The 19,712-nt window shown below is 38.5% G+C and carries 22 protein-coding genes; 10 read left to right on the top strand and 12 right to left on the bottom strand.

The features are described from left to right. Positions 1-114 precede the first annotated feature (114 nt). The 6 genes from lolA (at position 115) to F959_RS01730 (ending at position 6,701) form a co-directional block, all read left to right on the top strand. Complete coding sequence (gene lolA / locus F959_RS01755) at positions 115-810, top strand: outer membrane lipoprotein periplasmic chaperone LolA (protein ID WP_004876988.1); 696 nt, start codon at positions 115-117, stop codon at positions 808-810. A gap of 166 nt (positions 811-976) precedes the next feature. Further along, positions 977-2,452, top strand: coding sequence for a carotenoid oxygenase family protein (locus tag F959_RS01750; RefSeq protein ID WP_004876987.1), 1,476 nt, complete (start codon positions 977-979; stop codon positions 2,450-2,452). A 106-nt stretch (positions 2,453-2,558) separates the two neighbouring features. Continuing rightward, a complete protein-coding gene (locus tag F959_RS01745) occupies positions 2,559-3,308 on the top strand; it encodes an RsiV family protein (RefSeq protein WP_004876985.1) in 750 nt (249 codons plus the stop codon). 117 nt (positions 3,309-3,425) lie between these two features. After that, entirely contained in the window at positions 3,426-4,697 is a 1,272-nt protein-coding gene (serS, locus tag F959_RS01740) for a serine--tRNA ligase (protein ID WP_004876983.1), read from the top strand. 67 nt (positions 4,698-4,764) lie between these two features. Beyond that, positions 4,765-6,138 (top strand): siroheme synthase CysG, encoded by a 1,374-nt coding sequence (cysG, locus tag F959_RS01735; protein ID WP_004876981.1) that lies wholly within the window; start codon positions 4,765-4,767, stop codon positions 6,136-6,138. A 92-nt stretch (positions 6,139-6,230) separates the two neighbouring features. Then, on the top strand, positions 6,231-6,701 hold the full coding sequence (locus F959_RS01730; protein WP_004876980.1) for a tRNA (cytidine(34)-2'-O)-methyltransferase: 471 nt from the start codon (positions 6,231-6,233) through the stop codon (positions 6,699-6,701). An 11-nt stretch (positions 6,702-6,712) separates the two neighbouring features. On the opposite strand, the gene F959_RS01725 is transcribed toward F959_RS01730, so the two are convergent. Continuing rightward, positions 6,713-7,093 (bottom strand): VOC family protein, encoded by a 381-nt coding sequence (locus F959_RS01725; protein WP_004876978.1) that lies wholly within the window; start codon positions 7,091-7,093, stop codon positions 6,713-6,715. A gap of 11 nt (positions 7,094-7,104) precedes the next feature. After that, positions 7,105-7,488 carry a winged helix-turn-helix transcriptional regulator gene (locus F959_RS01720; RefSeq protein WP_004876977.1) on the bottom strand — a complete coding sequence of 128 codons (384 nt, stop codon included), beginning with the start codon at positions 7,486-7,488 and terminating at the stop codon, positions 7,105-7,107. Positions 7,489-7,605: 117 nt separating this feature from the next. Between F959_RS01720 and F959_RS01715 the strand changes: the two genes are divergently transcribed. Further along, positions 7,606-8,160, top strand: coding sequence for a flavodoxin family protein (locus tag F959_RS01715; RefSeq protein WP_004876975.1), 555 nt, complete (start codon positions 7,606-7,608; stop codon positions 8,158-8,160). A 50-nt stretch (positions 8,161-8,210) separates the two neighbouring features. Here the strand turns inward: F959_RS01715 and F959_RS01710 are convergent, their stop codons facing one another. From F959_RS01710 to rpoD, 7 genes are all read right to left on the bottom strand, one after another. After that, positions 8,211-9,623: an APC family permease gene (locus F959_RS01710; protein WP_004876974.1), complete on the bottom strand. Its 1,413-nt coding sequence runs from the start codon at positions 9,621-9,623 to the stop codon at positions 8,211-8,213. Between the two features lie 240 nt (positions 9,624-9,863). Next, positions 9,864-11,048, bottom strand: a complete 1,185-nt coding sequence (locus F959_RS01705; RefSeq protein WP_004876973.1) for an iron-containing alcohol dehydrogenase — start codon at positions 11,046-11,048, stop codon at positions 9,864-9,866. Between the two features lies 1 nt (position 11,049). Then, complete coding sequence (locus tag F959_RS01700; RefSeq protein WP_004876971.1) at positions 11,050-11,583, bottom strand: hypothetical protein; 534 nt, start codon at positions 11,581-11,583, stop codon at positions 11,050-11,052. An 81-nt stretch (positions 11,584-11,664) separates the two neighbouring features. After that, on the bottom strand, positions 11,665-12,321 hold the full coding sequence (gene lipB, locus F959_RS01695) for a lipoyl(octanoyl) transferase LipB (protein WP_004876969.1): 657 nt from the start codon (positions 12,319-12,321) through the stop codon (positions 11,665-11,667). Beyond that, positions 12,308-13,054, bottom strand: coding sequence for a hypothetical protein (locus F959_RS01690; protein WP_017196635.1), 747 nt, complete (start codon positions 13,052-13,054; stop codon positions 12,308-12,310). The genes lipB and F959_RS01690 overlap by 14 nt, the downstream gene beginning before the upstream one ends. 146 nt (positions 13,055-13,200) lie before the next feature. Then, a complete protein-coding gene (locus F959_RS01685; RefSeq protein WP_004652212.1) occupies positions 13,201-13,488 on the bottom strand; it encodes a YbeD family protein in 288 nt (95 codons plus the stop codon). A 138-nt stretch (positions 13,489-13,626) separates the two neighbouring features. Beyond that, entirely contained in the window at positions 13,627-15,513 is a 1,887-nt protein-coding gene (rpoD, locus tag F959_RS01680) for an RNA polymerase sigma factor RpoD (RefSeq protein ID WP_004876965.1), read from the bottom strand. Between the two features lie 351 nt (positions 15,514-15,864). On the opposite strand from rpoD, the gene F959_RS01675 reads away from it, so the two are divergent. Both F959_RS01675 and F959_RS01670 read left to right on the top strand, forming a co-directional pair. Next, entirely contained in the window at positions 15,865-16,071 is a 207-nt protein-coding gene (locus F959_RS01675; RefSeq protein WP_004876963.1) for a PA3496 family putative envelope integrity protein, read from the top strand. A gap of 72 nt (positions 16,072-16,143) precedes the next feature. Further along, entirely contained in the window at positions 16,144-16,668 is a 525-nt protein-coding gene (locus tag F959_RS01670; RefSeq protein WP_004876961.1) for a YecA/YgfB family protein, read from the top strand. Between the two features lie 140 nt (positions 16,669-16,808). On the opposite strand, the gene F959_RS01665 is transcribed toward F959_RS01670, so the two are convergent. Beyond that, a complete protein-coding gene (locus tag F959_RS01665) occupies positions 16,809-17,414 on the bottom strand; it encodes a LysE family translocator (RefSeq protein ID WP_004876959.1) in 606 nt (201 codons plus the stop codon). A 101-nt stretch (positions 17,415-17,515) separates the two neighbouring features. On the opposite strand from F959_RS01665, the gene F959_RS01660 reads away from it, so the two are divergent. After that, positions 17,516-18,397, top strand: coding sequence for a LysR family transcriptional regulator (locus F959_RS01660; RefSeq protein WP_004876958.1), 882 nt, complete (start codon positions 17,516-17,518; stop codon positions 18,395-18,397). 5 nt (positions 18,398-18,402) lie between these two features. On the opposite strand, the gene tmpT is transcribed toward F959_RS01660, so the two are convergent. Both tmpT and F959_RS01650 read right to left on the bottom strand, forming a co-directional pair. Continuing rightward, positions 18,403-19,035, bottom strand: a complete 633-nt coding sequence (gene tmpT, locus F959_RS01655) for a thiopurine S-methyltransferase (RefSeq protein ID WP_004876957.1) — start codon at positions 19,033-19,035, stop codon at positions 18,403-18,405. A gap of 55 nt (positions 19,036-19,090) precedes the next feature. Continuing rightward, positions 19,091-19,711, bottom strand: coding sequence for a DedA family protein (locus F959_RS01650; RefSeq protein WP_004876956.1), 621 nt, complete (start codon positions 19,709-19,711; stop codon positions 19,091-19,093). Position 19,712 lies beyond the last annotated feature (1 nt).

The following is a 19,712-nucleotide window of genomic DNA, read 5'->3' as shown; positions in this document are numbered from 1 at the left end:
TGCAGGACTTTGCGACATGAAATAAACAAAACCTGTGCTTTTCTTCATTTTTTTAGTGATCAAAAACAGTAAGATGTCGTCATAACAGTAGAAATCTGATAGAAGGTTCATTTTATGAATTTCGTAAAAAAAATGGCTTACGCGGCAACTTTAAGTGCAATGACCTTAGCTCCAGTGATGAGCACACAAGTGTTTGCAGCTCCTGTCGCAGCTTCGACCCAGCAAGCAACAACAAGTTTGGTTCAACAGTTGTCTGGTTTGCAGCGTCTAACAGCAGATTTTGAGCAAACAACGAAAGTAACCAATAACAAAAATGTGCAGAAAAAAGGCTTAACTGCACAGCATATGAATCAAACTTTCAAAGGTGTAATGAAAGTTGAACGTCCTGGGAAATTCTACTGGGAAACAACGAGCCCTGCGAAACAAACGATTGTGACAACAGGTAAGGTCGTGTGGATTTATGATCCTGATTTACAACAAGCAGTCCGTCAAAGCCTAGATGATCAAATTGCTAATACGCCTGCATTATTATTGTCGGGTAATACCAATCAAATTATGCAGTCATATCGTGTAACGCAGCCTGACCGTACGAAGTTGTATTACACTTTATATCCAAAGCAAGAAGATAGTGCTTTCCAAAGTATGACGATTAGTTTTGGCGCAAACAAAGCACCTAACTTAATGGTATTACAAGATTCATTAGGACAAACCACGTATGTTCGCTTTAGTAATATTAAAGTGAATCCAACGATTCCTGCGTCAGTCTTTAATTTTGAGCCACCAAAAGGCACAGATATTATTGATCAGTAAATGATTGCAGATGAATAGAAAGCAACCTACGGGTTGCTTTTTTTAGGATAGGTTAAAATTCAAAAGCCTTGATATTTATACTATCTATTTATTTTGATAGTTTATTAGATTTAAAAGGTGGTTTATTTTATCATATAAATAATAATTTAAGAATTTCCTAATAAAAATGAAAGATTTGGCTGATCAAAAAGTAATTAATAGTTATCCTAAAATGACAGCTTTGAAATCGCTGAAAAATGTTTTAAAACAAAAGTTGATTAGGATTATCGGTTTGTTTCTAAGACGAAACTCCTCATGGAATGAGAATGGTATTTATCAAAAAATCGTATACCGACCTGTACATGAAACTGAGATTTCTAATTTTAAAGTGATTGGAGAAATTCCAAAGCATCTACATGGTTTATTACTGCGGATTGGTTCGAATCCTATCTATGCCAAAAAACTAACATTGTTTGAATGGTATATGGGTGATGGTATGGTTCATGGGCTTAAACTGCGAAATGGAAAGGCGATCTGGTTTAAAAGCAAAATGATTGCAACAGATACTGTGCAGAAAAATAAAAAAAAGCAATATGTACACGGATATAGGAGGGGGGATCATGATGTTGTTAACACAAATATCTTTAAGCATTTTGGAAAGCTGTGGGCTGTTATTGAGGCGGGTGCTTTCCCAATTTGTTTGGACTTTGAGTTAAATACGGAACGTTATCAGCTTTTTAACAGTGATGCTGATTTACCTTTTACTGCACATCCTCGTAAGGATCAGAAAACGGGACATTTACATGCGATTTGTTACGATGCCCTTGATCGTAAAAATGCGTATTACCAAGTGATTGATGAGCAGGGCGAATTGGTCCATGTGAGTCAAATTCCTTTGCAGCATGGTCCGATGATTCATGATTGTCTCATTACAGAGCAGGATGTGATTGTTTTTGATTTTCCACTCACATTTTCCATTACTCGATTATTTACAGGCAATAGTGTGCCTTATCAATGGAATGAACAACATCAGGCGCGTATTGGTATTTTAGCGCAGTATGGGCATGCTGAAAAAATCCGCTGGATCAATGTTGATCCTTGTTTTGTTTTCCACGCCGCGAATGCTTATCGGGACAATAAAAACCAAATTGTATTGGATGTTTTGGTACATCAAAATGATTTTGAACATTCTCAACATGCGGCTTATGAAGATCAACACGCCATATTGGAGCGTTGGACGGTTGACTCAAACTTAACAAGCATCCAAAGGATGGTTATTGATGCTGATATTCAAGAGTTTCCAAAAATTGACGAGCGCTATATCGGGATGCCTTACCGTTACTTGTATACTTTGGGCTTTCCAAAAAATAGTTCATTCAATGTTTTGAAAATTCATGATTTGGTTTTACAAACCAGTCTCATTTATGATTTGGGTCAACAATGGATTATTGGGGAAGTGACATTTGTACCTGAGAATTCTCAAAGTGTTGAGGGGCAAGGTTATTTAATGACATATGTACACCACATAGATGGTCTGACTTCAAAAGCGGTGATACTTAAAGTGAATGGTGTAGAGATGAGCGTTCAGGCCGAAATAGAATTGGGGGTCCGTATACCGTTAGGTTTTCATTGTAATTGGGTTGATTTGGAGGAAAAAGTATAAGTAAACATATTAAGAGGGTAGAGTTGAAAATATAGATACATTTCGTAATTTCTTCTGACAACAAGGCTTTGTATAGTGATGAAAAACATCAGAGACTTGTATAACGATGAAGACGGTAAAATTACTCCCATTGATTTCAATCATGACAGTTGTTGCACTAGTCGGCTGTCAACCGAAACAAGATCAAACAACAAAAGTTGAAAAAACAGATATTCCACTTATTCTGGCAAAAGTTGTTACTGTCAAAATTCCAAAGCAGAAAGTATGTTTGGAAGATGGTTGCACCAATTATGATTTGCAAACTGTGGAAACCAATCAAAAATGGATTGATGATTATTTTGTAAACCGCATGAAAAAAGCAGAACCAAATGCGTTTGCTGATTTACCTGATCAACAAGTTAAAGAGCCAGCCAATCAAGCTTTGCAAAGTGAAAGTAGTACCTATGTTCGCTTCGTTGGACAAAACTATAATTTAGCGACTTTTGCAATTCAAACTTATTCTTATTCAGCGGGTGCGGCGCATGGTATGTCACATCAAGAGTTTGTGAATTTTGATTTGGCCAATAAAAAACATATTACGGTCAGTGAACTCCTTAAACCTGATATGAGTCAGAAACTTCGTGATGAATTATATGCAGCCAATCAAAACTGGTTAGAAGAGCATAATGTTAAGAAAGATCAGTTAGAGGTCAGCGATAATTATTATTATGGCGTGAATGGTATTGTCTTTGTATATCCACTTTATGAATTAGCATCTTATGCTGAAGGGATGAGTGAGCTAACCCTACCATATTATGCTGCGAAGCAATTTATCAAAGCTGAATATTTACCAAGTTTACCTAAAGAACCAAATTAATCAGTTTTTCAGCACCTACAATCCGTTGTAGATGCTGAGTCTTTGTTTTCTATCGCTGTATTTTTTTAGGTTAAAGCCTTACACTATAGCCAGTTTTTTCTCTATTCATGATTGATTATGATCGACCCAAAATTACTCAGAAATAATATTGAAGCAGTGAATACTGCTTTAGCAAAACGTGGAATTCAGCTGAATGTACAAGAGTGGGCTGATTTAGAAGCTCGCCGTAAAGATTTACAGTCGAAAGCTGAAAATTTACAAGCTGAACGTAACGCTGGTGCAAAACAAGTTGGTCAAATCAAAAAGTCGGGTGGAGATGCATCTGAAATCATGGCACGTATGGCTGCGATTGGTGATGAAATCAAAGCGGCAGAAGTTGCCTTGGCTGAGTTGCAAACAGAACTAGAGCAAAAGTCGCTTGCGATCCCCAACTTACCAGATGAGTCTGTTCCAGAAGGTAAAGATGAAAGCGATAATTTAGAAATTTTAAAATGGGGTACGCCGCGCCAGTTTGATTTTGACATCAAAGATCATACTGATCTTGGTGAGTGGATGGGTGGGCTTGAATTTGAAACTGCGACGAAGCTAACGGGTTCTCGTTTCAGTGTGTTGAAAGGACCATTAGCGCGTTTACAACGTGCTTTAACGCAATTCATGCTAGACACACATACACTTAAGAATGGCTACACAGAAGCTTATGTACCATATTTGGTTAATGCCGATACTTTACGTGGTACAGGTCAATTGCCTAAATTTGAAGAAGATTTATTCAAGCTGCAAGGTGAAAAAGAATATTATTTGATTCCGACAGCTGAAGTGCCAATCACGAACTTTGTGCGCGATGAAATCATTGATGCTGACCGTCTACCGCTTAAATACTCAGCACATACGCCATGTTTCCGCAGTGAAGCAGGTTCTTATGGACGTGATACACGTGGTTTGATCCGTCAGCATCAGTTCGATAAAGTTGAAATGGTGCAAATTGTTAAGCCTGAGCACTCTATGGAAGCACTTGAAGAGCTAACTGCACACGCAGAGGGCATTTTACAAGCGCTTGGCTTACCTTACCGTAAGATTTTGCTCTGTGGTGGTGATATGGGCTTTGGTGCAGTTAAAACCTATGATTTAGAAGTATGGGTACCAAGCCAAGATACGTATCGTGAAATTTCTAGCTGCTCAAATATGGGTGATTTCCAAGCACGTCGTATGAAAGCACGCTACCGCGTAGATCAGAAGAAGATCGAATTGGTGCATACGTTGAATGGTTCAGGTTTGGCTGTAGGTCGTACTTTGCTTGCAGTGATGGAAAACTATCAACGTGCAGATGGTTCTATTGAGATTCCTGAAGTGCTACGTCCATATATGGGCGGTACAACGTATATTGACTAAACTGTGCATCTAATTTGTGCACAGTTTTTGCTTTATCTCAGTCAGATTGAAAATATAGAGGCGTGATGTGGAAATTTTCCCAATCTCTTTAAAGTTGCAACAGCAACGTTGTCTGATTGTTGGAGGTGGGCATATCGCCTACCGTAAAGCAAATTTGTTGGTCAAAGCAGGTGCAATTGTCGATGTGATTGCACCTGAGATTGAACCTGAGCTACTTCAGCTTGTAGTGAAGTCAGTAGGACAATACATTCAAGCTGCTTTTTCTGAAAGTATTCTCGCAACGCCTTATCGTTTAGTGATTGCTGCAACTGATCAAGCTGAAGTTAATAAAGCCGTTTTTGAACAATGCGAACAGCGTAATCTACTGGTGAATAGTGTGGATGATATTCCGCATTGTCGCTTTATGGTGCCAGCAATTATCGATCGTTCACCTTTAGTGATTTCAGTTGCATCGAATGGCGCATCGCCTGTTTTATCTCGACAGTTACGTACTCAGATCGAAACGGTTGTGCCACATGGTATGGGCAAACTTGCCGAGTTTTCTGGACAGTGGCGCAAGCAAGTTAAAGCAAAAATTTCTAATCCAGATGAACGTCGTATCTTTTGGGAAAATTTGTATGCAAGTCCGCTGAAAGAGCAAGTGTTCAATGATAATTTAGATGTCGCCAATGATCTAATTGAGCAGGCTTTAACTGAATGGAACGCACCGAAAGGTGAGGTGTATCTAGTCGGTGCGGGGCCGGGTGATCCTGAGCTTTTGACGCTAAAAGCCTTGCGATTGATGCAACAAGCTGATGTGGTGATTTATGATCGTTTAGTGTCTGCACCTATCTTAGATTTATGTCGTCGCGATGCTGAAAAAATCTATGTGGGTAAAGCACGTTCTAATCATTCCGTTCCGCAAGATGGTATTAATGCTTTATTGGTTGATTACGCGCAGCAAGGTAAACGTGTTTGCCGTTTAAAGGGCGGTGATCCATTTATATTTGGGCGTGGTGGTGAGGAAATTCAAGAGTTGGTAGAAGCCAATGTGACTTTCCAAGTCGTTCCGGGTATTACAGCTGCTTCGGGTTGTTCAGCCTATGCTGGTATTCCATTGACGCATCGTGATTATGCACAAAGTGTTCGTTTTCTTACAGGGCATTTAAAAGAGGGTTCGCCAGAACTTCCTTGGAATGAATTGGTTTATGAAAATCAAACCCTTGTGTTGTATATGGGCTTGGTTGGTTTAGAGCGGATTTGTGAGCAATTGATTGCACATGGTCAGCGACCGAATATGCCTGTTGCTCTCATTTCTAAAGGGACAACACCTGAACAAAAAGTGGTGGTTGGAACTTTGGCTGATATTGCAACTAAAGTGTCAGAGCATCATATTGTAGCGCCGACTTTAACCATTATTGGTGAAGTCGTGAGCTTACGTGAACAGTTAAAATGGCAATAAATCTCCCCCCAACCCCTCTTTAAAAAAAAGAGGGGAGTTCCTCCCTTTGAAAAATGGAGGCTAGGAGGGATTATGAAAAGTAGAGAAAATTTGTGATTCATGTTGTTCTATTCGAGCCTGAAATTCCAGCGAATACAGGTAATATCATCCGTTTATGTGCTAATACTGGCGCACAGCTTCATTTGGTTAAACCCTTAGGTTTTGAACTCGATGATAAAAAGCTTAAACGTGCGGGATTGGATTATCACGAATGGGCAAGAATGCAAATTTGGGACAATATCGAGCTTTGCCTTGCTGATTTAAAAGCAAAAAGTGTTGAGCATGTTTTCCCATTAACAACTAAAGGAACGGCAACACCGCACACGGTTGATCTAAATCGTCCTGTGGCTTTATTGATGGGGCCAGAAACACGCGGTCTGCCAGAGCATGTACGTTTAATGTTTCCACAAGAACAGTGGATTCGTTTGCCAATGGCGGAAAACTCAAGAAGTTTAAATCTGTCGAATGCAACAGCGGTGATTGTTTACGAAGCATGGCGTCAACAAGGCTTCAAACAACTCTAATTAATGCATGGCTATACATCGCCATAAGGAGTCGCAACAACGAGAGTATAGCCATTTGGGTCTTTAAACCAAACTTCTCGATGATGTGCATTCGCGTTGTATTTAGGTCCTTCTAAAATTTCGACTTGATGATTTTGTAGCTTTTGTACAATCTCATCAAATTGAGAACTCTCAAACCACAATAACACACCATTACCAATCGCCGTATTTGGACTACCGATATTAGGGTGTTCATGTGCTTGCCATTGATGTAGTTGTAGAACCATGTGCTGGTTAAACATTAACTGTTCATATTCTTTGCCACCATGTCCGCTACTAAGTCCCAACATGGTTTGATACCATGAACTGGTTTTCTCGACATCTTCTACGGCAATTAAGGGTTGTGGGTGCATATATTCACCATTTATTTTGATTCTTCTGTTTGGGTTGCATCAAAGCGCTGTTGTGCAGTGATCACTTGTTCAATATTGGTTTCAGCCCAATCTTTCAATTGATAAGCCATTTTAGCTACCTCTAATCCTAGTGACGTTAAAGAATAATCGACACGTATAGGTGAGGTGTTTTGCACTTGGCGTTCAATGAATCCATCTCGCTCCAGCATTTTTAACTTTTGCGATAAGACTTTGGGTGAAATCCCTTGAATACTTTTCTTGAGCAAATTGAAGTGCTGAGTTTCTCTTGCTAGCACATTGATAATCAATAATACCCATTTATCTGCAATTTTTTCAAAAAATAACCGAGCAGGGCAATGTTGTTGATAAATATTATATTTTAATGCTTGATTCATTTAAAACATCCTTAAAACTTCAGTTAAATTGAGCTAGTTACCAATTGGTAACTAATTGACACCTAGTTTCTAAAATATATCATTAAATCGAACTTTTTAAAAATTTGGATAAAACTCATGTCAAACATAGCAGTTGTTTACTATTCTGGTTATGGTCATACAAAAGTAGTTGCTGAAACTTTTGCGCAAACAATCCAAGCTTCACTGATTGAAATTGATCAAAACGGAGAAATTTCTGAGCAAGCTTGGCAAGCACTTAGCGAAGCACAAGGTATTGTATTTGGAGCACCAACTTATATGGGTTCTGCGCCGTGGCAATTCAAAAAATTTGCTGATGCTACTTCTAAAGTTTGGTTTACACGGGGTTGGCAAGATAAAGTGTTTGCAGGCTTTACCAATAGTGCAAGTCTGAACGGTGATAAGCAAGTGACATTAATTCAGTTACAAACACTGGCGTCACAGCATGGCGGAATTTGGGTAAGTTTGGGGCTGTTACCAGCAAATACTAAAGAAGCAAAACGTGAAGATGTGAATAATTTGGGTGGTTCAGTAGGTTTATTAGTGCAAACACCATCTGATGCAAGCGTGGACGAAATCCCGACAGGCGATTTAGAAACAGCAAAACTTTATGCGCAACGTGTCCAAACGATTGTTGAAAAGTTACATGGCTAATTGAACATAAATAAAAAGGCGCATCAAGCGCCTTTTTATTTGTCGACAGTTTATAGTCTGTCATCAAATTCATTGTGTTGAGGGGCAGAGTATTTAAAACCTTTAGTTTTATAACCAAGATATAAAATACCAAACATTGCCCACCACAAGCCGTATTTGAGTGCTGTCTCTTCAATTTCTAACCACATTGCAAAGACACTGAGGAAGCCGAGTAGTGGAATAATCACAAAGCTCAGAATATCTTTAAAGTTCTTCGTGCGCCCATCTCGTAATGCATAACGAGAAATTACTGATAAGTTTACAAAGGTAAACGCAGTTAAAGCACCGAAACTGATCATTGAAATGACAATATCAAGATTCATGAAACCAGCAGTTAACGCAACGGCACCCACAATCAAAATATTATATGAAGGGGTGAAGTTTTTTGGGCTGATATGACCAAAGATTTTCTTATTAATTACACCATCACGACCCATCACGTACATCAAACGAGATACACCCGCATGTGCTGAAATACCCGATGCCATTACAGTGACGATTGCAAATGCTAGAACATATGACTGGAATAATGAACCACCGACTAATAGTAAAATGTCAGGCTGTGTGGCAGCAACATCTTTAAAGTATGTTGTAGGATCATTCGGGAAATAGATCTGCATAAAGTAAGTACTGATAATGAAAATCACACCCGCGAATAATGCAGTTAAGAAAATCGCTTTAGGGAGTGTTTTCTCAGTATCTTTGGTTTCTTCAGCAAGTGAACTTAGTGAGTCAAAGCCAGTGAACGAGAAGCAAAGTAACGTTGCACCAGTGATGAGTGCACCGACTGAAGTTAGTTCATTCCAGAAAGGCTCTAAGCTCCAAAGCTGATAACGTGTTTCAGCCGTGATAGGACCGTCGGCATTCACACCCATTTGAAGTTTTTGATAAACCAAATAAGTGAATGTGCCAATTACGATGAGCTGTACTAAAACGATCCAACTGTTAAAGTTCGCCACAAATCGTGCACCACGTAGGTTAACACCTGTCATAAATGCTGTGAGAACAATTACCCATATCCAGTGGTTCACTGATGGGAAAAGTGCTTCTAAATAAATTACAGCAAGAATGATATTGACCATTGGCGAGAGTAGGTAGTCTAACCATGAAGACCAACCCACCATGAAACCAACGTTCGGGTGAATGGATTTTTGGGCATAGGTATATGCCGACCCAGAGGAAGGGTAGCGACGAATCATATGACCATAGCTAATCGAGGTAAACAAAATTGCAATCAATGCAACAATGTAAGAGGTTGGCACATGGTAATGACTTTCTTCAGATACTAGACCGAAAGTATCGAACAAAGTCATTGGTTGGATATAAGCCAAACCAATGATGATAATGTGCCAGAGTCCTAGCGTTTTTTGCAGTTTAGCTGCCGATTGAGTCCCAGAAGTATTTGTCAACGGCGTTGTCCTCATAATCGTTGATCAAGGATCAGCTTTAGTGTCAAGGATCGTTTGAGACGAACGATCCCCCCGATAAAAATCTAAAGTGCGCAAATCTATCCTAATTTAAGGCAGTTTGTCAGTAGCTTTGGAGATTTTTTAGCAATTTTTTAGCCAATTTGCCAAGAAAAAAGATGAATGAAAATTCACGAAACCAATAAAAAAGGTTCGATTTAAGAAAAAATCGAACCTTTTGGTATTTTAAGTATTGATTTACCAAGCTTTTTTAAGAATAGCTTTTAGGTCATCTATATTTGCTTCTTTTGGATTATAAATGATAGATCCATCATTTAATGCCTTCTCGGCAACTTCATCTAACTGAGCTTCAGTGACCTTTCCTGTCTCTCTTAAGGTGCGAGGAAGCTTAGTTAAGCTAAATAATCGATCACGCATGGTCAAAATTGTGGCAATTGCTTTTTCTGCACGAAGATTGGCTGGAGTCTGTGCATAAATGTCTGCGCCTGCAAGCGGTAATAATAATTCACCGATCTTGTCGCCATTGATCTCTTTGTTGTATTCCAGCACATATGGCAAGAATAAGTTCATGCATAAACCGTGGGGTAGATGCGCAACTGCACCTAAAGCATGACCTAAAGAATGTACTAAGCCAACCATTGAGTTCGAGAATGCGATACCGGCCATCGTTGAAGCCTGAGCAAGTTCTAAACGACCTTGAGCATCACTTGGATTGTCCAATACTTTGAATAGATTTTCACTGATTTTTTTGATCCCAGCACTTGCATAAGCATCACTTAATGGATTTGCAGCCAAACATGTATAAGCTTCAACGCAATGAGTCAGTGCGTCCATACCTGTCATGGCTGTAAGGTGCGGTGGCAAAGTTTGCGTCATGCGTGGATCAAGGATCGCAGCATGTGGCATCAAATAATATGAAGCGAAAGCTAGTTTTACATTCTTTTGTGTATCAGAAACAACAGCAACCATTGTTGCTTCAGAACCAGTACCAGATGTCGTTGGAATAACGAAAAATGGTTTTAATGGTTTTGGTAAATTGTGTGCACCAGAATACTGTAGTAAATCGTCACCACCTTCAGAAACTAGAATATTAGTCGCTTTAGAAGTATCAATCACTGAACCACCACCAATCGCAATGATCGCATCACATTTTTGTTTACGATAAAGCTCAGCTGCTTGACGAACGACTTCTAAACTTGAATCTGGTGGAACATCATCAAAGATTGCACCAATGACTGCATCAGTTGTACTGAAAGCAGCTTCAATTGGATTGAGCAAACCATTTGCACGGACGCCTTTATCTGTAATGATCATTGGGCGTTTTGCGCCTAAAGTGGCAAGTTCAAAAGGGATATGCTCTAACGCAGCGTTACCAGCAATTACTTTTACAGGACAAAAAAACTCGTAATAAGGCTTAGCCATGTTATGCGCTCCGTTTGAGATATGATTTCGCTACTTTAAGATAAATATTTTTCGCACCCGTGAATTTTTCTTTTAATGTCAATTCGGCTGGGTAGCGTTTTACGGCAAGTGAAGCGATCAATTTAGGTAAGATCAGGGCTTCCATTTTATTCAAGCAACGTACAAGACGAATTGCGCTTGAAACATCGCCATCAGCGATCATGCGGTCATTGGCAAATGCTTGTGCAGTACTTTCTTGGAAAGAAAATACCAGAAATGCATGAGTTAGATGTTTGAAGGTAATGGTTAAATCAGGCTTTCCTTTGAAATTCGGTAAAAGCTCTAATTGTTTTTCTTCTGTTACACGAGCAATAAATGCAGGTCCATTTGGAAATACATTCATTGAAAGTATGAAGCCAATAGGAAATTTTGAAACTTCCTGTTGTACTTCACTGTCCACTTGGCTTGCCATTACTAAACCACGACCAACAACATCCATCATGAGTTTTACGTAGGCAAATTGCAAAGTGGGCTTCACTGCTTTGGTCGAAATCACTTGTGTATCCCTTGTTAAAATTATGCAAAAGCAAATTTAGAGTAATTACTCTAATTTATTTCTTTAGAATTGAAAAGTAATTTATTCAGATTTGACTTCAAGGTCATGAAAGAAATTTGTATTTTTTAAATAATCAACAAAATCATGACAAAGTTGCTCAAAGCTTGGGTAATCTTTAAGCAAGTCTTGCAAGCGTACCATTTCTAAACCAGCGTATCCACATGGATTAATGGTTTGGAAACCGCTTAGATCACAGTCAATATTTAAAGCTAAGCCGTGATAACTACGACCACGACGAATTTTAAAACCTAAAGAACCAATTTTACGTCCATCCACATAGACACCAGGTGCGTCTGGTTTCGCATACGCCTGAATATCATATTGCTGTAGTAGGTCGATCATTGCTTTCTCTGCAAAGCTAACCAGTGTGCGTACATGCCATTTCAGACGATTCAAATCAAACATGAAATAGGCGACCAGTTGTCCTTGACCATGCCATGTCACTTGTCCACCACGGTCAGTATGAACAACAGGAAGGTTACTTTGCATGAGGATATGTTCTGCTTTGCCTGCCTGACCTTGCGTCAAAACATCTTGATGCTGTAATAACCAGACTTCATCTGGTGTATTTTCATCACGATTGGCAGTAAAGGCTTTCATTTCTTCAAAGCGTGCTGTGTAATCTTGAAGATCATTGAAGCAGCGAATGATTAAGGATGGTTTATCAAGGTTCGTCACAATAAACTTCCTTTGTCTGAATAAATACAGTGTTGCGGAAAATCTGTTCCAATTGCTCATCTTGAGCTTGATGTGGGTTGGCGCAATTTGACCAGTCACGAATTAATTGAATTTGTGCATATTGCACGGCATTTTTGCTTTTTAGCTTTGCATCAAAATCTTGTGCTCGTTTCGCGAGGAAATCAGGATCATTTCCAAGCTTTAACTGATGTTTGTTTTCTTTATCCAAAGAGTTTTTGGCATTCTGGAGTAGGGTGTTGCTATTTCGTGTATTCAGCGATTTGGCAATAGCATAACATTGTTGACCATAGTCGCTGATCAATAATTTTTCAGGCTGCGAAAATGCAGCAGCAGTTAAGTAATTATGTCGATATTCTTGATCAAGAGCATTGAGTAAATTTTGTTTAAATGTTTGAAATACCTTGAGCGGTATCGGATGAAGATTGTTTAATTGGGTTCGAGTGTTTTTATATTCTTGATCAATTTCTTTTGGTTTGATTTTCGCAATATCTTCAGGTTTGAATGCATAAGATCTGCTATTTAATAGGCTTGTATGACTCAATTGCATCATTTGCACGGTGTCTTGTAATTGCTTTTCTGAATATTGCTGAGGATTATACTGTCCTTCAAACTCACACAGATCATTTTGCCATGTAAAAGTCTTAGTTTTTGCATAGCATAAATTGGCGAATGAAACTGTAATTGCTGCGATTAGAAGCACATGCTTTTTCATCTGTAGATTCGCAACCATACATCAAAGAGTTATAGAACGATATTTTAAGATATTAACTGATTTTTATCAGTAATTCAGTTGATTAGATATTATGTTGAAATCGGTATAAAAAAATCCAAAACACTTTCGTATTTTGGATTTATCTATTAAAGCGCTGTCTTAATTAAAGGACAGGCTGCAAGATCAGCGTATAAGGCATGAACTTGTTCCAGCTCTTCAAAGCGTAATTGTGCAGTTAAAGAGTGGTATTTACCTGTACGTGACGGCTGAACTTTTACTGTGTCGCCATCAAATTCAGGAAAGTGCTTCTGTAGAATATCAACAACAGCTACTCGAAGTTCATCCCCAGCATTACCAATCAGTTTGATTGGATAGTCCATTGGGAAAACCCAAAGATGTTCTTGTAATTCACGAGAAGGAGTGCGGTCTAACATGAGCAACCTCTTAACTTGAAACGCCTGCATCAGTGCAGGCGCTTATGATCTATAACATAGATGGGGATGAAGTGTTGAACTTCAAGTCTTATACGGATTCAAAACAGAGTCTTGATTCCGTATAAGGTGGCCCAAATATTAGTCATTTTCTAAGAATGAACGTAAGTGTTCTGAACGAGAAGGATGGCGAAGCTTACGCAATGCTTTTGCTTCAATCTGACGAATACGTTCACGTGTTACATCAAACTGCTTACCTACTTCTTCTAAAGTATGATCCGTTGGCATATCAATACCAAAACGCATCTTCAATACTTTAGCTTCACGTTCAGTTAAGTTTTCAAGTACTTCACGCGTTGCTTCTTTTAAGCCTTCTGAGGTCGCAGCATCAACTGGAGAAGTGATGTTTGAGTCCTCAATGAAGTCACCAAGATGCGAATCTTCATCATCACCGATTGGTGTTTCCATCGAAATCGGTTCTTTTGCAATTTTAAGTACTTTACGAACTTTAACTTCGTCCATTTCTAGACGTTCGCCTAACTCTTCAGGTGTAGGTTCACGGCCCATTTCTTGAAGAAGTTGGCGAGACACACGGTTGATTTTATTAATCGTCTCGATCATATGCACAGGGATACGAATTGTACGCGCCTGATCCGCGATCGAACGTGTAATCGCCTGACGAATCCACCATGTTGCATAAGTCGAGAATTTATAACCACGACGGTATTCAAACTTATCTACGGCTTTCATCAGACCGATGTTACCTTCCTGAATCAAATCAAGGAACTGTAAGCCACGGTTAGTGTATTTCTTCGCGATCGAAATAACCAAACGTAAGTTTGCCTCAACCATTTCTTTCTTCGCGCGGCGAGCTTTTGCTTCACCAACAGCCATACGTTTAGAGATATCTTTAATATCTTTAACGTTGAGACCAAGGTCTTTTTCGATATCAGCAATCTTTTGTTGGAACGCTAATACGTCAGGACGTACTTTTTCTAAATGTGCTTTAGTTTCAGCAGGAGCTTTCGCAATTTGCTCATCTAACCAAGCTAGATTTGACTCTTGTTCAGGGAAGGTTGTACGGAACTGAGTACGATCCATACGACCACGACGAACTGCATAACGCATGATTTCACGTTCATTTGAACGGATTTGATCATGTGTACCACGAATCATTTCAGAGATGATTTCAAATAAACGAGGAGTGAATTTGAACATCATGAATACAGCAGCTAAAGCTTCAAGAGCAGCTTTTGCTTCATCACTGTTACGACCATGTTTTGCAATAACTGTTTTAGTTTCATTCCAAGCAGCTTCTAACTCAGAGAAACGAACTTTCGCAACTTCAGGGTCTGGGCCTGAGTCGCCTTCAGAATCATCATCACTTTCTGATTCTTCTTCTTCGTCATCATCATCAAGTTTAACGTCTTTGGTTTTAGATGAAGCTTTTTCATCTTCCTCTATTTCTTCAGATTCCTCTTCTAAAACTTCAGGAATCTCTTCGTCAGTTTCTGGGTCTAAATAACCAGATAGAATATCGGCAAGACGACGCTCACCAGTCAAAAAGTCATTATATTCTTGTAAAACTACTTCAACAGCGTTTGGCCAGTAAGCGATTGAATGTAAAACGTCACGAATACCTTCTTCGATACGTTTTGCAATGCTGATCTCGCCTTCACGGGTAAGGAGTTCAACTGTTCCCATTTCACGCATATACATACGCACAGGGTCAGTGGTACGACCAGGCTCACTTTCAACCGATGCTAAAACAGCAGCAGCTTCTTCCTCTGCAACCTCATCCGCAGCTTCAGTAGATTCGCCAAACATTGCATCGTCAGTTTCAGGTGCACGCTCATGCACAGGAATACCGACGTCTTGAAGCATCTGAATGATGTCTTCAATCTGTTCGCTTTCTGTAATCGAGTCTGGGAGATGATCGTTAACCTCAGCGTAAGTTAAGTAACCTTGTTCTTTGCCTCGGCTAATCAGAGCCGCTACTTGCGAAGTAGGGGAATTCATATCGCTCATCTTTGCTTACTCTTTGTTGAATCTGTGGCGGTGAAAAACCGTGCATGATAGCACAATTCACTGGGAATGTTTTGGATTTGATCCGTTTGCTTTAAATAAAAAAATACGTTTGATTTCACGGTAGTTTGTTGAATATGGGGTTAACTATTATTTTTTCAAGCATCAAGTCCTTTCGAAATGAAGGAAATTTTCATTCTTGTTGCCCTTAATCTATAAATACACAAAAAAACCGCCGAAAAAAGTACAAATTGGCGATTTATAGCAAAAAAATAAAATAAAACTTGACAAGAATTTTGAAGAAAGATAAATAGCGGCTAGACCCATTTAAATTTTTCATATTAGAGGTACTTAGTGTCTTCTACAGATTTTGAATTAGATGATGATAACTATGGCGATGATGATGTAAGTTTTGATGAGTCATCAGGAAAACTTACTGCCAAAGAATCATTAGAAAAGCGCCGTTTGATCGATGACCTATTAGCTCAACGTCGTCTCGAGCGAGAGTTAAAAGATTTTGATTATGATTTCGACGACGATGACCTCGATGATGAAGACTAAGCAAAATTGCTAAGACTTTATGATCGAAAATGTTATGCTGTTGCCGATGTATTTTTAAAGTTGGATTAAAGAATGAGCACGTTAGATTTAGACTTATTGAGTAATTATCTCGACGGTGATCAAAACGAATACGGTCTAGATTTCGCTGCGACTCATGGCTTTTTGTGTGCTATTGCCGTTGGTCCAAAATTTGATCGTTGGTTAGATGAGCTTTTCGAGAGCAACCAAAAGAAAGTTCCAAGTGAAATTGTTGAACAAATCAAAGCTTGGTTAGAATCGATTCGCCAAGATTTAGCGAATGAAAATGGAATCGAGTTTCCATTTGAAATCGAAGAAGCTGATGTAGATTCTAGCTTAGGTGATTGGAGCGTTGGTTTCGTCGATGCAATGTTCTTAAACGAAGAGGCATGGTTTGCCCCAGAATTTGAAGAGCAATTGGTTGATTTAACTCTACCAATCATGGTGTTTAGCGGAATTGATGAAGAAGATCCGCAAATGGAATCATTCCGCCGCAATGGTCAGTTGATGGATGAGCTGGCAGAAGAAATTCCAGAAAACTTGAATGAAATTTATTTGATGTATCATACACCTGCGTAATGATACATTTTGCAGTGATGTCATCTCAGTGCAATTATAAAACTAAGTGAATTAAAAACGTCCCCTAGAGGACGTTTTTTATATATAGAGTATTTTGATTTACAGAGGTCGTATATATTCTTGAGGGTATTGTGATTAAATTACAAACTAGAAAATAATAAACTTAGACCTAAGCCACTTAGCACAGAGCCAATAATTCGATTAATAACAACTTGTTTTGCTAAAATTTTATTTCGAATAGTTGGTGTGGAGCAAAAATATGCAATCAATAAAAACCAGACTAAGTGACTGAAAGAGATAAACGCACCGTAACTCAAAAGATGAACAAAGTTATTTTCTGAACTCATAATTTGTGAAAATAAACTGATCACGAATAATGTCGTTTTGGGATTTAAACTATTGGTTAATATGCCTTGTTTAAATGCTTGAAAAGCACTAATGGAAATATTTTCAGCATTGAAAGAAACTTTTTCCTGAGTAAATGTTTTATAACCGAGAAAAATTAAATAAGCAGCGCCAATGTATTGAATAATTTGTAGAAGACTCGGAATATTGTTTTGTAAAAAACTTAGTGCAATTAAGCTATAGCTGATGTGAACCCAAACTCCACTGGCAATACCACATGCGGTTAAGATACCGAGCTTACGACCAAATAAATAACTATTTCTGGTGACTAGTGCAAAGTCAGCACCAGGACTAATCACAGCCAATACGGTAACCAATACGATAGTAATTATTTCATTCACTCAATTGACCTTGTAAAAATATACTAATGATTTATATATTTTTCATATATTTGCTATATTTAAAATCGAAGTTAATTTTGATTGATATATGAGATTTTGGAATGATTGAAAGGTTGTCTTTGAATTCTCTTAAGTTTTTCTATTATGTGGCACGCTATGAAAGCGTTACCGTTGCTGCGGAAAAGCTATTTCTCACCCAAGGTGCGGTAAGTAAACAATTAAAAAACCTAGATGATACGTTGGGTTATGCTTTGTTTGATCGAGAGGGTAGACATCTGATTTTAACTGATCGAGGACGGATCTTGTTTGAATGTTGCCAGCAGGTTTTCCAACAAATTGACCAGTGCCTAATACAGTTACAAGGTGAGATAAAATCGCAAAATACCTTGATCGTTTCATGTGAACCAACTATTGCCATGAAATGGCTTATTCCTCGTCTAGGCAAGTTTAAGCAGCTTTATCCAAATATCGAAGTAGGTTTATTGACCAGTGGTGGAGCAGTTGATTTTGATATTCAGAATATTGATTTAGCCTTGAGACGCAATGATTTTGATTGGGGTAAAGCTATTTATAGCGAAAAAATTGCAGATGAATACATGCTGTGTGTTGGAAAACAAAATACTCAGTCGGTTGATCAGATATTCATTTCATCTTCAAGACCGAAACTTTGGCAGAAATTTTTAGAAATTCAAAATGGTCGATTTAATGAGCTAAATAAGTCTGTGTTGGAGCATTTTTATTTATGTATTGAAGCTTCAATCGCTGGGCTAGGTGCTTCTGTGGTTTCAGCCTATATGGTTGAAAGGGAGATCAAGTATCAGATGTTAGAAAAGTTGAGTCCTGTATATAAAGATGACTCAGCTTATTTTTTACTGTCAGCTTCACCATTTGAAGATGATGTACGCAAAGTGATTTTTAAAACTTGGTTGATCGAGGAAATGCAAGCGAGCCAAGCTGAATTTTCTGCACTCAATATTCAATGATTTGTCTAAATTTTCTCTAATAACCAAACATTTTCTTTTGCATCCACTTTTCCTTTGAGCTTTTCATACTCTGAGGCTAATTGCTTGATTTGATAATGGCTTGCGTAATATTTTCTGAGTTCTTGTTCTGGAACTGAGAAAGGAGGGCCTGCTAAAAGGTCTTGATCATATTCAAAGCTAATTAAGAGTTGAGGGGCGTTCTGAGTCAGTTGTACTAGATGTTGGGTATATGTCTCACGCATATGTTCAGGTAATGCAACCAACGCAGCTCGGTCATAAGTTGCATCAATTTTTGAGATATGATCAATATTCAGTTCAAAAAAGTCACCAACATATAGATCAATACTTTGATGAAGGTAATGGGTTAAATCTCCAACTTGAGACACTGTGAACTCAAGCTTGAGTTCAGATATAAGTTCTTCAATTGCAATTGGGCTAAGATCAATCCCTGTGATATGAAATCCTTGCTGAAGTAACCAGTGGATATCTAGGCTTTTTCCGCATAATGGAATGAATATACGCGCTTGAGGTTGTAAATTTAATGATTGAATGTGCTTGATTAATAGAGGATTGGGGCTAGATAAATGAAATCCAATATTATTGCTTTGCCATTTGTCATGCCAAAATTCGTGTTTCATTATCTATCCTTAATTTTTTACTGAATGACTTGAAATATACGTTGTTGCTTCATTTTTAGCTATTTTTAGACTTATTAAGATAAAATCTTTTGAAGCACCACCAAGCGATATAGATAGTGACAATCGTTAAAATGAAATAGCTCATACGTTGCATAATTGCGGTCATGAGTGCTTGATTTTCGCTAAAGTGATAACCGAGATAGGCAAGAAAGCTAGTCCAAATAACAGTTCCTGCACTACTATAAATCATGAATTTTGCAAAAGGCATTCTACTCATACCAGCTGGTATACTAATTAATGAGCGAACAGCAGGGATCATACGTCCAAAGAAAACAATACGATGACCATGTTTATTAAACCAATTCAGCGCTTTCTCTAGGTCAGTAACTTGGATACGTAAATATTTTCCATAGCACTCGATGAATTTAAATAATTGAGACTGAGGGACTTTCCTTCCTACCCAATATAACAACATTGCGGCAACGATAGAACCAATGCTGCCAGCAATGATTACACCAATCAGGGTAAGCTCGCCTTTTGAGGCTGTGTAGCCTGCGGAAGGCATAATGATTTCAGATGGAATTGGTGGAAAAACGTTATCCAGAAACATTAAAAATGCGATACCTAGATACCCAAGCTTTTCCATGATGGATAAGACCCACTCTTCAAGACCCATA

The sequence above is a fragment of the Acinetobacter venetianus RAG-1 = CIP 110063 genome (assembly GCF_000368585.1).
In the GTDB taxonomy this organism is placed as follows: domain Bacteria; phylum Pseudomonadota; class Gammaproteobacteria; order Pseudomonadales; family Moraxellaceae; genus Acinetobacter; species Acinetobacter venetianus.
This window is presented reverse-complemented; position numbering and strand designations above follow the sequence as displayed.